The organism is Arthrobacter antibioticus (assembly GCF_030063205.1).
GTDB lineage: Bacteria > Actinomycetota > Actinomycetes > Actinomycetales > Micrococcaceae > Specibacter.
In genome coordinates this window covers 90112-109269 of the sequence record NZ_JASISQ010000002.1, presented here as the reverse complement: position 1 = coordinate 109269, position 19158 = coordinate 90112, and the positions used below count along the sequence as shown (strand labels likewise).

22 protein-coding genes are annotated in these 19158 nt (G+C 56.4%); 7 read left to right on the top strand and 15 right to left on the bottom strand.

Going from position 1 to position 19158, the window contains the following annotated elements; genetic code table 11:
* Positions 1-17: 17 nt before the first annotated feature.
* From fliE to QMG40_RS05500, 8 genes are all read right to left on the bottom strand, one after another.
* Positions 18-317 (bottom strand): flagellar hook-basal body complex protein FliE, encoded by a 300-nt coding sequence (gene fliE / locus QMG40_RS05535; RefSeq protein WP_459252960.1) that lies wholly within the window; start codon positions 315-317, stop codon positions 18-20.
* A 3-nt stretch (positions 318-320) separates the two neighbouring features.
* The gene (locus tag QMG40_RS05530) at positions 321-707 is read right to left on the bottom strand and encodes a flagellar basal body rod protein FlgC (protein ID WP_283528873.1); all 387 of its coding nucleotides are present in this window, start codon (positions 705-707) and stop codon (positions 321-323) included.
* Positions 708-1049: a flagellar basal body rod protein FlgB gene (locus QMG40_RS05525; RefSeq protein WP_283528870.1), complete on the bottom strand. Its 342-nt coding sequence runs from the start codon at positions 1047-1049 to the stop codon at positions 708-710.
* A 176-nt stretch (positions 1050-1225) separates the two neighbouring features.
* Positions 1226-1519 (bottom strand): hypothetical protein, encoded by a 294-nt coding sequence (locus QMG40_RS05520; RefSeq protein WP_283528867.1) that lies wholly within the window; start codon positions 1517-1519, stop codon positions 1226-1228.
* 86 nt (positions 1520-1605) lie between these two features.
* The gene (gene fliS, locus QMG40_RS05515; protein WP_349361602.1) at positions 1606-2031 is read right to left on the bottom strand and encodes a flagellar export chaperone FliS; all 426 of its coding nucleotides are present in this window, start codon (positions 2029-2031) and stop codon (positions 1606-1608) included.
* Positions 2028-3410, bottom strand: coding sequence for a flagellar filament capping protein FliD (fliD, locus tag QMG40_RS05510; protein ID WP_283528865.1), 1383 nt, complete (start codon positions 3408-3410; stop codon positions 2028-2030). Before fliD ends, fliS begins: the two co-directional genes overlap by 4 nt.
* A gap of 129 nt (positions 3411-3539) precedes the next feature.
* Positions 3540-4709, bottom strand: a complete 1170-nt coding sequence (locus tag QMG40_RS05505) for a flagellin N-terminal helical domain-containing protein (RefSeq protein WP_283528863.1) — start codon at positions 4707-4709, stop codon at positions 3540-3542.
* Positions 4710-4837: 128 nt separating this feature from the next.
* Positions 4838-5695, bottom strand: coding sequence for a sigma-70 family RNA polymerase sigma factor (locus tag QMG40_RS05500; protein WP_283528861.1), 858 nt, complete (start codon positions 5693-5695; stop codon positions 4838-4840).
* 179 nt (positions 5696-5874) lie between these two features.
* Here QMG40_RS05500 and QMG40_RS05495 point away from each other — a divergent pair, with 179 nt between their 5' ends.
* From QMG40_RS05495 to QMG40_RS05480, 4 genes are read left to right on the top strand one after another with little or no spacing between them, the layout of a single operon-like run.
* Positions 5875-6357 (top strand): flagellar protein FlgN, encoded by a 483-nt coding sequence (locus QMG40_RS05495; protein WP_283528859.1) that lies wholly within the window; start codon positions 5875-5877, stop codon positions 6355-6357.
* 18 nt (positions 6358-6375) lie between these two features.
* The gene (flgK, locus tag QMG40_RS05490; RefSeq protein WP_283528857.1) at positions 6376-7785 is read left to right on the top strand and encodes a flagellar hook-associated protein FlgK; all 1410 of its coding nucleotides are present in this window, start codon (positions 6376-6378) and stop codon (positions 7783-7785) included.
* A 19-nt stretch (positions 7786-7804) separates the two neighbouring features.
* Positions 7805-8674, top strand: coding sequence for a flagellin N-terminal helical domain-containing protein (locus QMG40_RS05485; RefSeq protein ID WP_283528855.1), 870 nt, complete (start codon positions 7805-7807; stop codon positions 8672-8674).
* Between the two features lie 38 nt (positions 8675-8712).
* Entirely contained in the window at positions 8713-9054 is a 342-nt protein-coding gene (locus QMG40_RS05480) for a flagellar assembly protein FliW (RefSeq protein ID WP_283528853.1), read from the top strand.
* Between the two features lie 152 nt (positions 9055-9206).
* Here the strand turns inward: QMG40_RS05480 and fdhA are convergent, their stop codons facing one another.
* From fdhA to QMG40_RS05445, 7 genes are all read right to left on the bottom strand, one after another.
* Positions 9207-10418 carry a formaldehyde dehydrogenase, glutathione-independent gene (gene fdhA / locus QMG40_RS05475; protein ID WP_283528851.1) on the bottom strand — a complete coding sequence of 404 codons (1212 nt, stop codon included), beginning with the start codon at positions 10416-10418 and terminating at the stop codon, positions 9207-9209.
* 154 nt (positions 10419-10572) lie between these two features.
* Positions 10573-11082, bottom strand: coding sequence for a mycothiol transferase (locus QMG40_RS05470; protein ID WP_283528848.1), 510 nt, complete (start codon positions 11080-11082; stop codon positions 10573-10575).
* Positions 11083-11147: 65 nt separating this feature from the next.
* Positions 11148-11807 carry a LutC/YkgG family protein gene (locus QMG40_RS05465; protein WP_283528846.1) on the bottom strand — a complete coding sequence of 220 codons (660 nt, stop codon included), beginning with the start codon at positions 11805-11807 and terminating at the stop codon, positions 11148-11150.
* Positions 11804-13324 carry a LutB/LldF family L-lactate oxidation iron-sulfur protein gene (locus QMG40_RS05460; protein WP_283528843.1) on the bottom strand — a complete coding sequence of 507 codons (1521 nt, stop codon included), beginning with the start codon at positions 13322-13324 and terminating at the stop codon, positions 11804-11806. The genes QMG40_RS05465 and QMG40_RS05460 overlap by 4 nt, the downstream gene beginning before the upstream one ends.
* Entirely contained in the window at positions 13321-14118 is a 798-nt protein-coding gene (locus tag QMG40_RS05455) for a (Fe-S)-binding protein (RefSeq protein ID WP_283528841.1), read from the bottom strand. Before QMG40_RS05455 ends, QMG40_RS05460 begins: the two co-directional genes overlap by 4 nt.
* 93 nt (positions 14119-14211) lie before the next feature.
* Positions 14212-15336: an adenosine deaminase gene (locus QMG40_RS05450; RefSeq protein ID WP_283528838.1), complete on the bottom strand. Its 1125-nt coding sequence runs from the start codon at positions 15334-15336 to the stop codon at positions 14212-14214.
* 9 nt (positions 15337-15345) lie between these two features.
* A complete protein-coding gene (locus tag QMG40_RS05445; protein WP_283528836.1) occupies positions 15346-16452 on the bottom strand; it encodes a type I restriction enzyme HsdR N-terminal domain-containing protein in 1107 nt (368 codons plus the stop codon).
* Positions 16453-16719: 267 nt separating this feature from the next.
* Between QMG40_RS05445 and QMG40_RS05440 the strand changes: the two genes are divergently transcribed.
* From QMG40_RS05440 to QMG40_RS05430, 3 genes are all read left to right on the top strand, one after another.
* Complete coding sequence (locus tag QMG40_RS05440; RefSeq protein ID WP_283530082.1) at positions 16720-17832, top strand: DUF475 domain-containing protein; 1113 nt, start codon at positions 16720-16722, stop codon at positions 17830-17832.
* A 37-nt stretch (positions 17833-17869) separates the two neighbouring features.
* Positions 17870-18463, top strand: a complete 594-nt coding sequence (locus QMG40_RS05435) for a TerD family protein (RefSeq protein WP_283528834.1) — start codon at positions 17870-17872, stop codon at positions 18461-18463.
* An 81-nt stretch (positions 18464-18544) separates the two neighbouring features.
* On the top strand, positions 18545-19126 hold the full coding sequence (locus QMG40_RS05430) for a TerD family protein (protein WP_283528832.1): 582 nt from the start codon (positions 18545-18547) through the stop codon (positions 19124-19126).
* The last annotated feature ends 32 nt before the right edge of the window (positions 19127-19158 follow it).

Genomic DNA, 19158 nt, shown 5'->3' with positions numbered 1-19158 from the left:
GGTGAGAAACGGCGGCATCAGGCCTGCATCCTCATGATCTCGTTGAATGCGTCGACACCGCGGATGCGCAGTGTGGAGACCAACTCCAAGGTCACGGCGGCCCTGGCTGATGCAATCGTGGCTTGATGAATATCATCCAGACTTCCCGTTGCGGCCTTGACCGCCATGGTGTTCGAGGTGGACTGCAATCCCTGCAAATCACTCAGCGCCCCCGTCAATGAGTCGCCAAAGGCACCGTTGTCGGTACTGGGTTGCACTTGAGGCATATACCCCGTTCCGATGCTGGCCTGTACGCCTTCAATTCCAGAAACACTCATCGGCTACTTTCCAATCTGCAATCCGGATTCGTACATAACTTTGGCTCGGTCTACCACTGAAGCGTTGACTTGGTATCCACGCTGGGCCATGATCAACTGGCCCATTTGGGACGCCATATCAATATCGGGGTACCGGACATAACCGCCCTCATCCGCCAATGGATGGTCGGGTTCAAAGGTCATTCGTCCTTCTGCGCTACCGCGTGCCGCACCAGCTACGTAAACGCCCGAGTCCCCTGCCCCTGCTTCAGCAATGATGTACCGGGCACGGAAAGCTTCCTCGGTTGTGGCCGTCACGGTATTGACGTTGGCGATGTTGTCAGAGACGGCGTCGAGCCATTTGCGGTGCAGCGTTAATCCGGTGGAGGCAATGCCAATTGCGTCGCTCACTTATTGGCTCTTGAGAACTGTGCGCATGGAGTTGAATTCGCTGTTAACCGCGTGGGCGGCAAATTGGTACCGCAACACGGTTTCTATATTTGAAAGCGTCTCAGTGTCCAGGTTGACGTTGTTACCGTTGAGCTGGGTTGGCTCCACCGAACGTTCCGTAGTGGCGCGCACATCACCGTCGCGGCGGTTGACGGATTCAGCCAAGGCGGCTTCGAATTTCACCCGCTGGGCAGTGTAGCCGGGGGTATTGACGTTTGCGATGTTGTCGGCAATGGCGCGTTGGCGCATGGACAATCCATCGAGGGCGCTCGTAAGCGCCACAGTAACCACGGAATCAAGCACTGAGCTCTTCCTTGATGTAAAACTTGAGGCCTGTCCGTGGCTGAGGGGCGAGCCGTCCGTAGCTCATCTGTCACTATCGGAAGCTTGGGAAGTACCGTAAGAGAAATACACACTATTTTTAAGTTGTTTGTGAGTTGCTCTCATTCCGCCCGGCCGGACGGGGTTCGTGAAAGCAGTTAGCCCATGACGTCAAGATAAATGGCGGGTGCATCGCGCTGAACTGTTTTCAGCGTTCCAAGTTCTGTGGCAGTGCTTTCGCGTGAGCTTTGCAAGGCTTGGATCATCTGGTTCTGTAGCTCAGCTAGATTCTTTGCCCGCTCACGCAGTGCTTCAGGCAAAGGGCTAAGATTCATCGGCGGAGCCCAGCCGCGGTTCTGCAACACTGCCACCGACAGTTGCTCTTCCAACTCAGCCAGGACAGTTTCCCACTGCTCCTGGCCTGCATCCACCAGATCTGGCAAATCAGCCACTCCACTTTCTGCCGGCGGACTCGGAGCCGGGATCCTTTCGGGTGCGGGTTGCGCTGGTTCAACGAACCGTTCTCCGCGCGGCCAAATCACGAGGTGTAGCCGCCAGCCTGCACACCCGCGAGGATCCCGGAGGGCAGAGCCGCAGCCTCATGCCAGGTGAGCCTAAGCGGTTCAAGGAGATCGATGCACTCGCGGGTTAGCGCGGGATCACGCCGGATATTGGCGTTCATCAGCGCCGTCCCCGCGTAATTGTAGATGCCCAGCAGCTGGTCTGCCCCGGCCCACAGTTCCGGTTGCAAGGATCCGGAGAGTTCGCCGATGATGTCCTGAGCATGCAGCAGGTTATCACTGGCCACCGACCAGTCAGAGGCGTTCTGCGCAGTTTCCGCGCGAGCTAGATCCAGGAGCAACCTGTCATAAAGCATCGTCAGGAGACGCGCAGGGGTTGCCGAGAGGATTGCCTCACGCTGGTAGGAGTTCAGCGCCTTATTACGGCTGCTTGCATTCATCATTTCTTGCCTGCCGCATCAAAGGAGTTAATTTGGGCCGTCAACCACGATTGCTGCGATTGCATCTTGCTCATCTGAACCTCCAATGACGTGTAGACGGCCTGCAATGACGCTCTACGCGTCATCAAACGGGAATCCCAGTCCAGAATTTGAGTGTTGAGATCATTGATGATCGATTGCTGACCTTTGACTCTTTGGGACAGTGAACCTACGTCAGGGCCAGAAATCGACTTGGCCGCTTCTTCCACCCGCGAGGCCATAGTTTGAAGCATCTTTTCGGTAGCCACCGGGTCTTTGGCATACGCTGACGCAAAAACGTCTGGTTCGAAGGAGAGGTCACCGTTCTTTGTGGTGTTGAAGCCAATTGTCGCCGGGGAGAACCCGTTGATGGGAGATGTAACCGAGTTGAACAGCTTGGTTTTGGCATCGGAAACAGTACTGTTCCCGGAAAAGAGTCCGCCCTTGACAGATGCCCCATCCGAGCCGGCTCCCGATGTGACAGTCGACTGGGTCAGGATGGAACCCAGGATGATGTTTATATTGCTAGAGAAATCTTTGGCTGCGGAAGCTACTTTGGCCGCGTCACGTGAGGCGCCAACCGTGACAGGCTCAGCCGAGACTTTGTTGACGGTGATGTCCAGTCCGGGAGCAAGCCCGGCGAAGGCGTTACTAGCCGAAGTGATCACCTGTTCGGCAGCGGTGCCAGCCCAAAGTGTCATTTTGGCATCCAGCCCGGTTTGTAGCGTGGTCCATGCCCCTGGGCTTGTCAGGGGTACGGCAGTCCCTGCCTCAACCTCTGCGGCGGTGCCCTGGTGAGCTGCGAAGCCATTGGCGGCTCCGGTGTCCTTGGCAGTGAGCTGGAGCCGGTATTGCGTGGCGCCATCGGCGTCAACACCTGAGGCAATTTTGACGGCTGAAATTCCCGCATCGGATCTGTTTATGGCGTAGGCCATTGCATCAAGGGACGTGGACTCGGCGGTGACCTCGGTGGTGGTACCGTCACCTTTAACAAAGGTCATGACGGCCGGGCTAGCCGGCCACTCCGTCATAGGACCACTGACGTTTGACTGTGCTCGTGCCAACGTATTGACACTCAGATTCAGGCTGGTAGTCACGGCACCGGGTCCCAATTTGGCGGTGATTGCATCAGATGAGGACGTGGCCTGGAACATGTCCAGACCTCCGGTTTTCGCCAGCGTCCCAGCTTGGCTGGTCAGTGCGGCAAACTTAGTGTTGAGCGCCTGCATTGCAGTGACCAAAGCGGTATCGGTAACAACCCTGCTCTTCATCAGCGCCTGGGGGCGGGACTCGGCGGCAATGAGCGCGTTGATAATTGCCGTTGTGTCCAATCCGGAGGACAGTCCGTCGATTCCCAAGCCCATGTGGAGCTTCCTTTTCGCAGTGAGATGTTAGATCTTAAAGTGGACCATGCACAGCTGGGGGTACGGATGAGTCCGTACCCCCAGCTGACCTGCACTCCGGAACTTTGGAGTCCCGGTAAGTTACTCGATTTAGCCGAGCAGCTTCAGGACGCCCTGGTTGGACTGGTTGGCCTGGGCCAACATGGCCGTGCCTGCCTGCGCCAAGATGTTGGAGCGCGTGAAGTCCACCATTTCTGAAGCCATGTCCACATCAGTGATGCGTGACGTGGCTGCGGACAGGTTTTCCTTGCCAACATTCAAGTTGCTGATAGCTGATTCAAGGCGGTTCTGCACGGCACCGAGGTCGGCGCGGGCTGCAGAAACCGTCTTGATCTGCGTGTCGATCAGGTTCAACGATGCCTGCGCATTCGTAGCGGTCTCAAAATTCAGTCCGCCTGTCATCGGGGTTCCCGCTGTGCCAACCGCAGTTCCAGCTGTAGTCGGCGCAGTTGTACTAACTACTCCACCGTCTTTAGCCATAACAGTGATACCAGTGCCCGCACCGTTGGCATCCTTGTTGACGCTGACTGTGAAGTTAGCTGCAAACGAAGCGTCGCCGCGCAGTGCATCGGCGTACTTGTCAACGCTGTCGAAAGCTCCAGCAGCTCCGAGGTCGGCCGTCGTGACTGTGGTTGCCACGCCACCTTTGGTTGTTGTAAAGCTCGCAGGACCGGCAACAGTCGAGATATCGGCAATGTCAAACTTCGTGCCCGCGGTTGTCAGGTCACCGCCAGCGAGCGTGTTCGCGATTGTCTCGACGTTCGCATTAGCAAGATTGACCGAAATCTGGTTGGACTTATTGCCGTCCGCGCCGACCTGGAACGTCATATTCGCCGTCGACCCATCCAACAGTGACTTGCCGTTGAACTTTGTGGCCTCAGACATGCGCGTCAGCTCTGCTGTCAGCTGAGTGGTTTCCTTCTTGATGGCCCCGCGAGAATCGTCATTGTTTGAATCGTTGCCGGCCTGTACAGCCAGATCACGCATACGCTGCAGGATTGACTGTACCTGAGTCAGCGATCCTTCAGCGGTCTGGACAACAGAGATGCCGTCCTGAGCGTTACGAGCAGCAACGGTGTAACCGTTGACCTGTGACTTCAGGCCTTCGGAGATGGCCAGGCCGGCTGCGTCATCTGCGGCACGGTTGATGCGAAGACCACTGGAGAGCTTCTCCATTGACTTTCCCAGCGCATTCTGGGTGGTGCTCAAATTGCGGTAAGCGTTGTTAGCCGCGAGGTTTGTGTTGACTTGCATGCCCATGAGTAAATCCTCCGTGAGTTGGGGTATGACCGAAGCCGCCCATCCATGGGCAGCTAAACACCACTGTCGGCACCCACCTGCAAGCCGTAAGAAGAACCACTAAAAGTTTCTCCTTGGCAACATATAATCTATCTGGAGCTGGGACGGCTCAACTGTGCAGGCATCCCACGCAGAGTTTGCCGTGCCCGGGTGGCGCCACCGTAAGTGCGGGTGCCCAGCTCGGCCAGATAAGACTCCCGGCGGGATACTGTGATCCGCGCATGAGCCGGGGAATCCGGTGTAGAACTCGCCAGGTAGTGCCGTTCTAATCCGTCACGCAGCAACCGCATGCCTTCGGCACGTTGCTGAGACACAGCGGAGTGGCTTGAGCCTAGCTCCATCGCAAGTTCTTTCACGCTGCGATCATGGAAGTAAATTTGTTCAACGATGTAGCGCATCTTCTCCGGCAGGGCAGCCACCGCATGGCCAAGAAAATCAGCATGCTCCGCCTCAACCACTTGCTCTTCTGGCCCCTGCGAGGTGGCCGCCACCATCTCGGCTATGACGTCAGTTAACGGTGTGACAGTTCGGCTTGCGTCAATCTGCGATGCTTCCACCACTGACTTTTCAACACCGAGCGCAGAGGCCAATTCACCAAGACTGGGCGGGCGTTTCAGCACATTCCCCAGGGTCTCTTTGACTGCTGCAAGCTCGGTCATCCTGCTGCGCGCACCCCGCGTGGCCCAATCATCGCGCCGAAGTTCATCGGCAAAGGCACCCTTGATCCGCCGGCGGGCATAGGCGCCAAACGGCACACCCATACCTTCGTCAAAGGCTTCGGCACAGTGAATCAGGGCCATAGCCCCAACCTGAACAAGGTCTTCCCTACTTAAGTGGTTTGCGCGGAGGAAGACCTCCGCTACGAGATATCCAACCAGCGGCAAATTTTGCACGACCAGAGCGTCGCGCTCAACGCGATTCAATTGTTTGCCCCCTAGGCAATTCATAAAAGTGCATCGACGGGCTCGCCCCCAGAATTCAGCGATCGCCGATAGCGCACTAATCAAGACAACTGTAGGGCACTGAGGGCACAAAAAACACCTCTAGATAAAAATGACTAACCGGTGTACTTTTACTGCCGATAGTTATTGGTGCAGCTAGGCCAGCCCTATGAAAGGAACTACACATGGGTCCTGAGGAACTGAGCACGTTATTGTGGCGTGAGCGGGAACTCCTTGACCTTCTGGTTTTCAAGTTGGAAGAGGAACATTTGATCCTCTCAACAGGGAAAACCCGTTGGCTTGAAAGCGCCACCCGTGAAGTGGATCATGTTGTCCAACGGCTGCGCGCCACCTCGCTGGAGCGCACCGTGGTGGCGTCACAGCTCGCCGTTTCCTGGGGCCTAGCGGAGGATGCCGGTCTGCTGGATCTCGCAGATGCCGCTTCCACAGGACCTTGGCAGGAAATTCTCACAGAACACCTTCAGGCCATGCTGGCCACCGTGGAACAAATCCGTGGGCAACGGGACATTAATCTACAGTTTCTGCGTGCTGGCTTACGCTCTGCGCAAGACACTGCCGCCAATCTCAGCCCTGAGGCTGGCACCTATGACCACCGTGGGAAAACCAGCCAAGATGCGGTTTCTCTGCTGCTGGATAAAAGTGTCTAAAGAAAATTTGAGGAACTCGTGAGTAGTTTTAGTGGCCTAAATACGGCCCTATCCGGGCTTAATGCTGCCCGCACCGGATTGAATGTCACTGGTCAGAACCTGACCAATGTCAATACGGTTGGATACACGCGTCAGCGAACTGAATTTGCGGCGTTGGGCGTTCCAGCGCGAGGTTCGCTGAATGATTTAGGTATTAAAACCGGTCAGGGCGTCGGGGTTAGCGGCATTTCTCGACTAGGCGATGCTTTCTTGGATGCAAGGGTGCGCACCAGTTTCTCCGCCGCTGGGTACACCGGTGCCCGCGCTCAGGCACTGACCGGCATCGAGGAGATACTGAACGAGCCAGGCCCGAACGGAATTTCCAGCCAATTGCAGGGGTTTTGGACCGCATGGCAGGGTATTGCCAACGATCCCGGGAACGCTGGGACCTCTGCTGTTTTATTGGAAAAATCTGCGGCGTTAGTGGCCAGTATTGCCGCAGGGTATTCGGCGCTAGATAAACAGTGGTCACAGACCCGAGACACTGCGAACACTGTTGTCGCTGATATCAATGCAACTGCCGGACAGATAGCGGCTCTGAACAAAGACATTCGTTCAGCCCATGCTGCGGGCACCCCTCACAACGAGCTCCTTGACCAGCGGAGTAACTTGACCACGAAGATTACCCAATTGACCGGGGGAACCGTCCGCGACCTACCAGACGGGACCAATGAGATCCTGCTGGGCGGGAATGTTCTGTTGTCCGGTTCCACAAATAACGCGGTGAAACTCGATGGGGCCACAAGGATGGCCAATGACGGTGAGGTACGCCTCGAGTGGTCTCACCGTCCAGGTTCTGCAGTGGATCTTGACGGCGGAAAACTGGCAGGTTTGCTCTCTGTTTTGAAACCAGCCGGCAGTGGCGGCGTTCTGGCACAAACTGCGGCTTCTTACAACGCACTAGCGCAAAAACTGGCAGGAAGTCTCAACGTTGTCCATCAAAGCGGAGTCACCTCCGAAGGCGCCCCCGGAGGTGACTTTTTTAAAGTTACAGCTGGTGTACCGGCCGCTCTAGGCCTTACCGTGGTGCCAACCTCAGCCAAAGAGATAGCCGCTGGAGCCGTCAATATGGGTGGAAAAGATGGGTCAATAGCCGATAAAATCTCACAGCTGGGCAAACAACCCGACTCCGCTGATGCCTTGTGGTCAGACACTGTGGTTCGTCTTGGCGTTGAGATTCAGGCAGGCCTCCAGCAAGCCACCCTCTCAGATGTCTCCTTGACGAACGCCCTCTCCAACCAGCAGGCAAACGCGTCGGTGGACCTTGACGAGGAGAACGTGAACCTGCTGACGTATCAACGCGCATACCAAGCGGCTGCCCGTGTCATGACAGCCGTCGATGAAGCACTTGACGTTCTCATCAACCAAACCGGAAGGGTGGGTCGTTAATATGATCTCGCGTGTCACTATGCAAACCACCTCAGCAGCCGCGCAGCGCGGAGTCCAAGCCAATGCGGCCAAACTAGCCGAGGCCCAGCTGCGGGCAAACACCCTGCAAAAGAATGTCCGGCTTTCCGATGATCCTGCAGCGGCCGCTGATTCCATGGCCGTGCGCGCCACACAAACACAGGCAGCCCAGTACGGGCGCAATATTGACAGCGGCAATACGTGGATGACTATGGCCAATGGAGCCCTGGATAGCTCCGTGACTCTGTTGCAGCGCGTGCAGTTCCTGTCCATTCAGGGAGCCAATGGCAGTCTTTCCCAAGAAGGAAAAAATGCCATCGCTGCCGAACTGGATTCTCTGCGCGAGGAATTGCTAGCCCACGCCAACACTAAAGTTTTGGGTCGGAATATCTTTGCCGGTAACTCTGGTGCCAACAACGCGTTCGAAGACGGTGCACCACCGACATTCACCGGCGCGGATGGGAGTGTTGTTACCCGGCGCATCAGCGCAGAATCAACGCTTCGGGTTGATGCCGACGGTGCAGCCATCTTCGGCACAGGGGCGAGCTCGGTCTTTGGCTTGATTTCAAAACTCTCTGCTGAAGTATTAGCGGGAAGCCCGGCTTCCGCCACCATTGATGAAGTCAACGCCGCTCTAAACAACGTCATTGACAAGCGTTCGGAACTGGGTGCCCGCCACGCAGTTCTGCTCCGTGCCAAGGAAACGAATATCACTTCCCAGCTCGATCTGGAAACCGATCGGGCCAACATCGAGGACCTTGACCTTGGACAAGCTATTTTGGAGCTAAAAACACAGGAACTTGCCTACCAAGCCTCCTTAAGCGTCACCTCAAAAGTGCTGCAGACCACGTTGATGGACTTTCTGCGATGAGTTCAGAGGTATTGCACCCCCCCGCCAAGCTCCGATTCGTGGCTTCCCCGCCAGGGCTTGAGCCTGCCGTGGACTTCATGCTGACCGCGATCGAAGGATCCACCGGGCTCTTTTCCCTCGCAACCGAAGGAAGCACGGCGCGCCTGTTTGTTTTGGACGCCGCTGAGCATCTGCCGCACTACACGCCAAGGCTCGCTACCTCTGAGCTCGAGCGCATCGGCACCGCCACAGCCACAGTGCTTGTGGTCGTGAACCCGAGCGCCCAGAGCACGGTCAACCTCGCCGCGCCCATACTTGTCAATGAAGTAACCGGCGCCTGTGTTCAGATCATCTTGGACGACGCTAAGTGGCCCCTCAGGGCACCCTTAACGCCCGCCTGAAACAAACCGAAACAACCTCAACCAACCTGAATCAGCACAGTTCCATACCAAGAAGCCCCCTCGTAGAGGTTGGAGATGATGAAACCCCGGAGGACGATGGGGTGTCATCATCTCCAACCTCACCAGCGAGAACACGGCAGGGACAAGCGCCGCTAGTCTAGGTAGCCGTTGGGGTTGAGCACGTATTTCGTGGCCGCACCGGCGTCGAACTCGGCATAGCCGCGTGGGGCATCGGCGAGTGAGATGGCCTGGGCGTTGACGTTCTTGGCAATCTGCACCTTCTCATGCAGGATCGCCATCATCAGCCCCCGGTTGTACTTCATGACAGGGCACTGACCGGTGGTGAATGCGAGCGACTTTGCCCAACCAGTTCCCAGGCTCAATGACAATGAACCCTTTTTGGCAGCCTCGTCGGTGCCACCCGGATCACCCGTGACATACAGGCCAGGAATGCCTAAAGAACCGCCTGCAGCTGTAATGTCCATAAGCGAGTTCAGCACCGTGGCCGGGGCCTCGCCCGCGCCGTGGCCGTGGCCTTTGGCCTCGAACCCCACTGCATCTACTGCACAGTCAACTTCTGGCACACCGAGAAGTTGCTCGATCTGCTGCCCGGGGTCCCCCTGAGAGAGGTCGATGCTCTCGCAGCCGAAGGTTCGCGCCTGAGCCAACCTGTCGGCGTTCATGTCACCTACAATCACCACGGCGGCTCCCAGCAGGTGTGCGCTCGTGGCCGCGGCGAGGCCAACTGGGCCTGCCCCCGCAATGTAGACAGTGGATCCCACGGTCACCCCGGCCGTGACTGCACCGTGAAAACCTGTGGGAAAAATATCCGAAAGCATGGTCAGGTCCATCATCTTTTCCAGAGCCTGATCACGGTCTGGGAACTTCAACAGGTTCCAGTCGGCGTACGGCACCAGCACGTATTCCGCCTGGCCGCCCACCCAGCCGCCCATGTCAACATAGCCGTAGGCGCTGCCTGGCCTATCCGGGTTTACATTCAGGCAGATGCCCGTCTTGCGCTCCTTGCAGTTGCGGCAGCGCCCACAGGAAATATTGAAGGGGACTGAGCAGATATCCCCCACCTTGATAAATTCGACATCCGGACCCGCTTCCACCACTTCACCGGTGATTTCGTGGCCCAAGACCAGATCCGAAGGGGCTGTGGTGCGTCCTCGCACCATGTGCTGGTCGGAACCGCAAATGTTGGTGGCAACAGTCTTGAGAATGACGCCGTGGGGAACCTTGCGCCCCACATTGGCCGAGTTGACTCCCGGTCCGTCTTTGAGTTCGAACGTCGGGTAATCGATATCAATGACTTCAACGACGCCGGGGCTCTTGTAGGCAACGGCCTTGTTTCCTGACATGGTGGTGCATCCCTTCTAGTCAGTTCAGAGAGCATCAGCTGACACTCCCCAGTGCAACGAGAAAAACCCCACCAACAGGAATTGGCATTTGTTAACCATCCCAAAGGAACACCATCGAGCCATGTGGGGTCGCTGCCAGCCTATGCCTGAGCGATCAAATATGTAAGGGCAGATCCTTGATGTAGGCCGCCTGCCCACCGTGTTGGATGCAATCATCGAGAATACTGATGAGCCGCACTCCCAAAGTCACAGGCGGGCTCCACTGTTTGTCGACGATCCGCTCCAAGTCAGAATCTTTCAGTGAGCCCACAAATTCCAGACTCTGGGCTTGGACGGCCGTCTGGTAGTCGCGCAACAGGGCAATAGATTCAATGTGAACCGCTGACACCTGCTCACTTGTATGCCCATACCCGGTGTCGCCAGGATCAAGGTCAAAAGCAAAGCGTGCGGCATAACCTCCATCGCTCCAGAGAGATTGCGCCCCAGCTACGTCAGCAATTTGTTCGTCTTGACCACGGCTCAGGTGCCACAGCAGCCACGAGATGGAATTCCCTGTCCCGCCCGGGCGCCAATTTGCCCGCTCCGGCACCAATCCGTTAAGGACACCTGTGACAATGGTGTCGATCCGGCCAAAGGCATCTGTCAATAGTTCAGAAGTTCTCATGGTCGCCATGTTTCCACTGCAAGCCAGTCTTGGGAACCCCAACGGGATACTCACAAAACAGAGCACTACCTCACAATGATGACGTCGAGCGTTCTGGGCCCGTGCACTCCTTCAACGCGCTCAAGTTCAATATCGCTTGTGGCACTGGGTCCGCTGATCCAAGTCTGCGCCCGGGTAGCTTCCAACCGGGCAATCGCCTCCGGCAGCACCTCCACGATGTCACAAGCACGCAAGATACAAATGTGCCTATCGGGAACAAGCGAAATGATCCGTCGGCCCTGATTATCGCTAGCGTCAAGCATGATCGTTCCGGTCTCTGAAACAGCCACGGCAGCAGCAGTCACCACGGCGTCCACAGCATCCAGCTCCGCCACGGTGAGCCGGTTCTCCGGTGAGTCAACAAGCACAGCCAGCGTCCCGGCGTCGTTCTTCTCTTCCGGGGAAAACTCTGGAGCGAGCCGGGAAAGCCACTCCCGCTCAAGCCCATGCGGCACCACAATCGAGGCACTACCGGAGAGTAGTTGTGCAAGCTTGGCCGGCGCATCGGCTGCCGAAGTGAGGAACACGTTGGCCTTGTAATCAACCAGGCGCTCAACAAGCTGATCCAGGCGTTGCGCATCAGTCATCTCTGAGCTGCGGCGGTACTCCCGTGGCACAACGGGAGTTTTTGGGGCATCACGCAGAGCCGATTTGATCCGGTTCATGATGTCCTCGCGGGCGCTCATGCCTGCTCCCCCAACTCGGTTTCAGGTACGACGACGGCACGGCCCTGATGTTCTTTATCCCACCATTGGCGGAATGATTGGTTTGGCGGGGCGGGGATATCTCTGCTTTGCGTCCAGCCACTTGCGATTCCGGGGAGTCTCTTGATGATTTTGTCCCGGCCGGCTGCTAGCCTGCCTAACGGCAGGCCCTTCTCCAGCAGGTTCATATGCGAGCCCTTGGCAAACGCCCACTCTGCGCCCTTCATCATGAGGTCCATTTGAGTGGGAACCTTCACCTTGGCGCGTTTTGAGTCCACGTCTTCTCCACGCAGATGGACAAGAATTTCGGGGATGTTAATCTTCACCGGGCAGGCATCAAAGCAGGCGCCGCACAATGATGAGGCATACGGCAGTGAACTGTTTTCCTCCGCCTTAATACCTGTCATGAGCGGGGAAAGAATCGCGCCGATGGGACCCGGATAGGTAGAACCGTAAGCATGACCGCCAGTGCGTTCATAGACGGGGCACACATTCATGCAGGCTGAACAACGGATACAGTTCAGCGCTGTTCGGCCCATTTCATCATCCAATGCGGCCGTGCGCCCGTTATCCAGCATGACCAGATGGACATTTTGGGGCCCGTCTCCGGGCGTGACGCCCGTCCACAGTGAAGTGTAGGGGTTCATCCGCTCACCCGTGGAGGATCTGGGCAACAGTTGCATGAACACCTCAAGGTCAGTCCATGAGGGCAGAAGCTTCTCAATCCCCATGACAGTAATGAGGGTTTCCGGCAGGGTCAGGCACATTCGTCCATTGCCCTCAGACTCCACAACCGTCAGTGTCCCAGTGTCTGCAAGACCAAAGTTAGCTCCCGAAATGGCTACTTTGGCGGAAAGGAACTTCTTACGCAGATGTTTCCGAGCCGCTTCGGCCAGACGGGCCGGATCATCTGTGAGATTGGGATCCACCATGGGCATTTCCCGCAGAAAGATCTCCCGAACCTGGCTGCGGTTCTTGTGAATGGCAGGAACCAGAATGTGGCTGGGCTTGTCATGATCCAGTTGCACAATGAGTTCGGCAAGGTCAGTTTCGTACGCTGCAATGCCTTGCTCTTGCAGGTATTCGTTCAAACCAATTTCCTGGGTGGCCATGGACTTAACCTTCACCACCTCAGTTTCGCCAGTTTCCCTGATGAGAGCCGTGACAATTTCATTGGCTTCCTGGGCATCGCGAGCCCAATGAATGATGCCGCCTCGGGCGTTGAAATTTGCTTCAAACTGCTCCAATAATGCGGGCAGGTTGGCCATAGTTGCATCCTTGATGGCACTGCCGGCGTTGCGCATGTCTTCCCAATCGGGCAACTCCGCAACAACCTTCAGCCGCTTGTCCCGGATGGTGTGGGTTGCATGCCCCAAGTTGGCACGCAATTGGGCATTCCCTAGTTCTCGGTGGGCTGCTTGTGGGAAGGGTTCGCTGGCATGGAGGTTGCCTGTTCCGTAGACCGGCAACGCCGGCATACCTAAGAAAGTGTTAGTCATCTTTTGCTCCCCGCCAATTTCACTTCACCGGTGACTGTAATAGGATGTTCCATGGTGCTGGCCAGGATCTCGGCAAAGTGCAGGGTGCCCACATCGCTCCCCTGCCGGGATAGCCCGCCGCCAATATGCATCAGACAACTGGCGTCACCGCCGGAACAAAGTTCTGCTCCTGTTCCGCAAATATTTTCTGCCTTGTCGATGTTCATGGCGCTGGAGACATCAGCATTTTTCATGGCGAACGTGCCACCAAAGCCGCAACACTGATCCGCCTCGGGCAATGCGAGCATTTCAATCCCGCCCACGCTTGCAAGCAAATTTAGTTGCCGGTCTTCTAGGCGCAGCAGCCGCATTCCGTGACAACTAGGGTGGTAGGTGACCTTATGGGGGAAGTAAGAGCCCAGTTGCTGAGCGGCGTTGGTGATGCCCAAAACGTCGGTCAGCAACTGTGAGAGTTCATAGGTTTTGGCACCCACCACTGCGGCACGTGCTTCGAGCTCTGTGTCACCGCAACGGCGGGCCACTAATTCATGCTGGTGCTTCACGCTGGCTACGCACGAGCCAGAAGGTGCCACCGCGACGTCGTAATCTTCTGTATCGAAGGCCTGCACATGGTTGGCAACCACGGTATGAGCTTCCTTGAAATAACCCGAGTTAACATGCATTTGCCCGCAGCAGGCCTGCCCGCGGGGGAAAACCACCTGATGTCCGAGCCGTTCCAAGATGGCGACGGTGGCCTGCGCCGTGCGCGGATACATGGCGTCCACGATGCATGTGGCAAAGAGCGCAATTTTCATGTTCCCCACTGTAGGACAAATTCGCAGGGATGTGGACTGACCACACCCTAAGTTGTTAAAAGCCTCGCGAATTTGGGCTTTACGTGGGTCCCGTTAGCCTTGCCCGGCGCTCCACTGTGCAAGTTCCGCCAGCAATTCCTCCTTGCGGGTTTTCGTGGCAAAAGAGGAACGGATGGAGTTTGCCGCCAGTTTCTCCACCTTTTCCACAGTCCAACCAAATTCGGCTACTAGGGCGGCAAAGTTATCCCCCACATGGCCACCAAAGTAGGCTGGATCATCAGAATTCACACACACGTTCATCCCTGCATCTATCATCTGAGGCAGCGGGTGGGCGGCCAATGTATCAACGGCACGCAGGCGCACATTGGACAGCGGACAAACAGTCAAGGGAACCTGCTCCGCGACAAGTCTCTTGACCAGGAATTTATCTTCCACGGCCCTAATGCCATGGTCGATCCGCTCAATACCGAGCAGATTCAGCGCGTCTTCAACATAGCTTGGCGGCCCTTCTTCCCCGGCGTGAGCCACCAGTCGCAGACCTGCCACAGCAGCCCGCTTATAGAGCCGAATGAACTTCGACGGCGGATTTCCCACCTCGGCCGAATCCAGGCCAATACCAATGATGGGCGCTTCCATCTCCAACAGTGCTTCCAAAACCACCAGCGCCGACTCCTCAGACTCATCCCGCAGGAAGGCCGCAATCAAGGCCGTGCTGATACCAAAGTCAGCCTCGCTGGAAGCTAGGACACCCGCAATACCGTTAACCGCCGTCGACAATTCCACACCGCGCACCAGATGGGCCTGCGGATCAAACATGATCTCCGCATGGCGCACCCCATGTTCTTGGGCGCGGCGCAGATAGCCGCGCGTCATATCTGCAAAATCGGCTTCCGTGATGAGCACAGCCATATTGGCGTAATACAGGTTCAGGAATGACTGCAGATCGCTGAAATCATATTGTTCCCGCAGTAAATCCAGTGTTGGGAATGGCAACGTGATGCCATTGCGGGCTGCCAGCTCCAGGATTAATTCCGGTTCAAGTGTGCCCTCAATGTGCAGGTGCAGCTCGGCTTTGGGCAACGTTGCAAGGGCCCCAAGGTCAACGGACCCGGCATTAGTGGACCCGGTACTAGTGGACACGGTATTAGTGGACACGGTATTAGTGGACACGGTATTAGTGGACACAGGGGCAAAGGACGGATCAGGTGCTTGGGTCATTGCGTCAGTCTACTTTCGAACGGGACCGGCGGTCAGGAAAGGTGAACGCTGGGCCTTGAACAGTTTGGCGATGAGCTTAGGATCCACGATTTCGGTCCGGATCACCTCGCTCAGTGCCTGTGCAGTGGTGGCCGTCCCAGTCCGCCGTCGAACTTCTTTACGCAACTCATCCAGTACCGCATCAGAGAGAATCATCTCCAGCAGCACTCCCTGCTCGGTGGCCGCGCGGTGCCGCCACACTTCGTCAATACGGCGCCGTTTCAGCGCCTCCTTGTGCAAAGAGAACATCATTTCGGTTTTTTCTGCCAGAGATGCCGGCCCCAACAGATCCACTTCAAAGGCCATATCAACCACAACGGGTAGGCCGCCTGTGAGGTGGTAGGCCTGCCACACAGCCCCGTTGGTGAGCACCATCCACTCCACGCCTTCGTTGACCGCATACATCAGGACTTGACGCAGGTGGCGTTCATTGAGTTTCTGGCTAATCCGCTTGACTTCAATGAAGGCCACCATTTGTTTGTCGATGCGGACCCCGTAATCCGCAAAGTCCGCCTTCACCATGTATTCGGTGGTGAGATCCTTGAATTTGTCATAGTCCAAGCCTTCGCACAGCATGTCAGTGACAACCATTCGGGTGTCGCCTTCATTGGCATCGCGGGCCCGCAACGCTTCAAGCGGCTTGATGTACCGCTTGATGGCATCGTGGACCTGCTCAATTGCTGCAATCTCCCATTTGGGCATCCGAACTGCGGGTGCAGAGGTTGCTTGCGCTGGGTGACTCGCCGGCTCATTTGTTACTTGGGCAACTTTTTCTTCAGGCACGACGGCGGGCGGTGCAGTTTCGCTGCAGGCAGGCGTACGTAGCTCATCTGGCAGGTGCAGATGCGGGTCAGCAACACCAAAAGCCGCTTGTTTGAGCATCCAACTGATGGTGGGTTCCCACAGCTGGATCAAGTCTGCACCCGCCCCGTCGATAGCAACTATCTTGGTGCGCGCAATGGATTCCAAATGGTGGCGATCCGGTGCCTGGCCACCGGTGCTGGCGAGCTCTTCGGCCCACCGCATCAGAATATCGAGCCTATTTTGACCTTTAGCGTCAAGCGAAATCTCATTCATTACTCAAAACCCCCGTTTCTTTGCAAGCCTAGGGCACTCCTAGGCTCATGAGGACGCGTAAGGCAGTATGGAGTTGCAACTTCGCAGATCAAAATGGAACTTTCTCCGGCTCCCAACCATTAGGCATATATAAGGTGAATGGAGATAATTGACTTTGAACGATCCGCGCGTGAGCTGTCGGGCCGCGTGCGGCTGTACCCACTTTGACCACAAATCCCTGGTGCACATCTGACAGGGAGCTTTTGAGGAGATTTTCAGCGCGTGTTCATGAAAACTTTTGGCTGGTCCTTCGGGATCACCGCGGTGGCACTGGTTGTTGCCTACTTCTACGGCGGCTTTCAAGCCCTGATCCTTTGCGCCATTCTGGGTGTTTTGGAGATCAGTCTCAGTTTTGACAATGCTGTTGTGAACGCGCGAATTCTAGAAAAAATGAACGAGTTCTGGCAGAAAATCTTCCTCACGGTCGGTATTCTCATCGCCGTTGTCGGCATGCGTGTGGCATTCCCCTTGTTGATTGTGGGCGTCACCGCCAACCTAAACCCGGTGGAAGCCATTAAACTCGCCTTGGAAAAGGGCGACATCCATACTGCCGGCAGCTACGCCTACCTGCTCCATGATGCCCACCCCCAGATTGCCGCATTTGGTGGCGTCTTCCTGCTCATGCTGTTCCTTGATTTCATGTTTGAAGAGCGCGAGATCCACTGGCTGGGGTTCCTGGAAAAGCCACTGGCGGTTATTGGCCGCCTGCACGGTGCCTCCATGGCAATCGCCCTGCTCATCCTCGTCGCCTCAGCCGTCATGGTCCGCCCGGGCAAAGAAGTGGATGTGCTTATTGCTGGCATCTTGGGCATGATTACTTATGTACTCGTAAACGGCCTTGGTGACATGTTTGACGTTGACGGGGACGGTGAAACCGATGCCCAAGATACCGACGCAACAGCGGCAAAAATTGCGAAGAAAGCCAATAAAGGCGTCGGCAAGGCTGTTGGTAAAGCTGCTTTCATGTTGTTCCTGTACTTGGAAGTCATCGACGCATCGTTCTCATTCGACGGCGTTATTGGCGCCTTCGCCATCACCTCCGACCCCATCATCATCGCCTTGGGCCTTGGTTTGATCGGCGCTATCTTCGTCCGATCACTGACCGTGTTCCTCGTGCGTGAAGGCACACTTGATGACTTTGAATACTTAGATCATGGTGCACACTGGGCCATCGGTGCACTCTCCGTCATCCTTCTATTGACCATTAGCTTCGAAGTCAATGAAGTTATCACCGGAGTTATTGGCCTTGTCTTCATTGGCGCCGCCTTCATATCCTCAATTGTTCGAAACAAACGCGCAGCTGCGGCCGATTCACACAGGGTGGAACAACTCTCCAGCTAGCGCATCCACAATATATTTTTTAAAGGAGCACAACACTATGGGACTTAGTTTGCAAAAGGGCCAAACCCTTTCACTGAAGAAGAACGACGGCGCTTCCCTCACCCGGGTGCGGATGGGCTTGGGCTGGGATACTGCAGCCCCCGTCAAGCGCGGGCTGTTTGGTGGCCTGAAGAAGGCTCCCGATGTTGATTTAGACGCTTCGGCCATTTTCTTTGACGGCAGCGGCAAGGCCGTTGACACGGTGTTCTTCAACCAGCTGCAGAGTAAAGATGGCTCCACTAAGCACACAGGCGACAACCTCACCGGTGAAGGCGACGGCGATGACGAGACCATCTTGGTAGACCTGTCAAAAGTCTCTCCCGCTGTTTCCCAGATTGTGTTTGTCATTAGCAGCTACAGCCGCCAGACCTTCGACACCATTGAAAACGCGTTCTGCCGCCTTGTGGATGATTCGACGGCCGGCACCCCCGAGGTTGCCCGGTTCCAGCTGACCGATGCGGGCACCCACACAGCCATGATCATGGCCAAGGTCTCCCGTGAAGACTCAGGCTGGAAGTTCACGGCCATTGGTGAGCGTGCCAACGGCCGCACGGCAATGGACTTGATCCAGCCGGCAGCCAACGCCCTGTAGGGTATCGCCCAACGCATTTGGTTTTATTTATTAGCGCGTCTTAGCAATTCACGTCTTCGTTATTAAAGGAGTTCAGTTTCCATGGCATCTTTGACACTATCCAAGGGCGGCAACCTTTCCCTGACCAAGGCAGACCCCGGTCTGCAGATGGCCATGGTGGGATTAGGCTGGGATCCACGCACCACCAGCGGCGATCAGTTCGATCTGGACGCATCGGCCATTTTGGTCACAAGCAGCGGCAAAGTCCGCAACAATGACGACTTCATTTTCTACAACCAGTTGGAGTCCAAGGATGGCTCGGTTGTTCACCAGGGTGACAACCGCACAGGTGAAGGCGACGGCGACGACGAGCAGGTCCTCATCAACCTGGCAACAGTTTCCCCGGAAATTGAGCGTGTGGTCATTGTAGTTTCCATTGACCAGGCGGAAGCCCGCCACCAGAACTTTGGCCAGGTCCGCGACGCATACTGCCGCGTCGTCAACCAGAGCAACGAGCAAGAGATTGTTCGCTACGACCTCTCCGAGGATGCGGCATCGGAAACAACTATGGTCTTCGCTGAGATTTACCGCAACGGCGCAGAATGGAAGTTCCGCGCAGTTGGTCAAGGCTACGCCAGCGGCCTGCACGGCATTGCAACTGACTACGGAATTGTTCTGGACTAGTTCCACTGCTGGTGGGCGGCTCAGCCGCCCAC

Excerpts from the sequence above, each read along its gene's own strand:
- QMG40_RS05460 (WP_283528843.1), bottom strand. The coding sequence starts at position 13,324 with ATGACTAACACTTTCTTAGGTATGCCGGCGTTGCCGGTCTACGGAACA.
- QMG40_RS05500 (WP_283528861.1), bottom strand. The coding sequence starts at position 5,695 with ATGAATTGCCTAGGGGGCAAACAATTGAATCGCGTTGAGCGCGACGCT.
- QMG40_RS05435 (WP_283528834.1), top strand. The coding sequence starts at position 17,870 with ATGGGACTTAGTTTGCAAAAGGGCCAAACCCTTTCACTGAAGAAGAAC.
- QMG40_RS05505 (WP_283528863.1), bottom strand. The coding sequence starts at position 4,709 with ATGGGCATGCAAGTCAACACAAACCTCGCGGCTAACAACGCTTACCGC.
- QMG40_RS05455 (WP_283528841.1), bottom strand. The coding sequence starts at position 14,118 with ATGAAAATTGCGCTCTTTGCCACATGCATCGTGGACGCCATGTATCCG.
- QMG40_RS05470 (WP_283528848.1), bottom strand. The coding sequence starts at position 11,082 with ATGAGAACTTCTGAACTATTGACAGATGCCTTTGGCCGGATCGACACC.
- QMG40_RS05495 (WP_283528859.1), top strand. The coding sequence starts at position 5,875 with ATGGGTCCTGAGGAACTGAGCACGTTATTGTGGCGTGAGCGGGAACTC.
- QMG40_RS05465 (WP_283528846.1), bottom strand. The coding sequence starts at position 11,807 with ATGAGCGCCCGCGAGGACATCATGAACCGGATCAAATCGGCTCTGCGT.
- fliD (WP_283528865.1), bottom strand. The coding sequence starts at position 3,410 with ATGGGCTTGGGAATCGACGGACTGTCCTCCGGATTGGACACAACGGCA.
- QMG40_RS05445 (WP_283528836.1), bottom strand. The coding sequence starts at position 16,452 with ATGAATGAGATTTCGCTTGACGCTAAAGGTCAAAATAGGCTCGATATT.
- QMG40_RS05450 (WP_283528838.1), bottom strand. The coding sequence starts at position 15,336 with ATGACCCAAGCACCTGATCCGTCCTTTGCCCCTGTGTCCACTAATACC.
- fliS (WP_349361602.1), bottom strand. The coding sequence starts at position 2,031 with ATGATGAATGCAAGCAGCCGTAATAAGGCGCTGAACTCCTACCAGCGT.
- fdhA (WP_283528851.1), bottom strand. The coding sequence starts at position 10,418 with ATGTCAGGAAACAAGGCCGTTGCCTACAAGAGCCCCGGCGTCGTTGAA.
- QMG40_RS05440 (WP_283530082.1), top strand. The coding sequence starts at position 16,720 with ATGAAAACTTTTGGCTGGTCCTTCGGGATCACCGCGGTGGCACTGGTT.
- fliE (WP_459252960.1), bottom strand. The coding sequence starts at position 317 with ATGAGTGTTTCTGGAATTGAAGGCGTACAGGCCAGCATCGGAACGGGG.
- QMG40_RS05485 (WP_283528855.1), top strand. The coding sequence starts at position 7,805 with ATGCAAACCACCTCAGCAGCCGCGCAGCGCGGAGTCCAAGCCAATGCG.
- QMG40_RS05430 (WP_283528832.1), top strand. The coding sequence starts at position 18,545 with ATGGCATCTTTGACACTATCCAAGGGCGGCAACCTTTCCCTGACCAAG.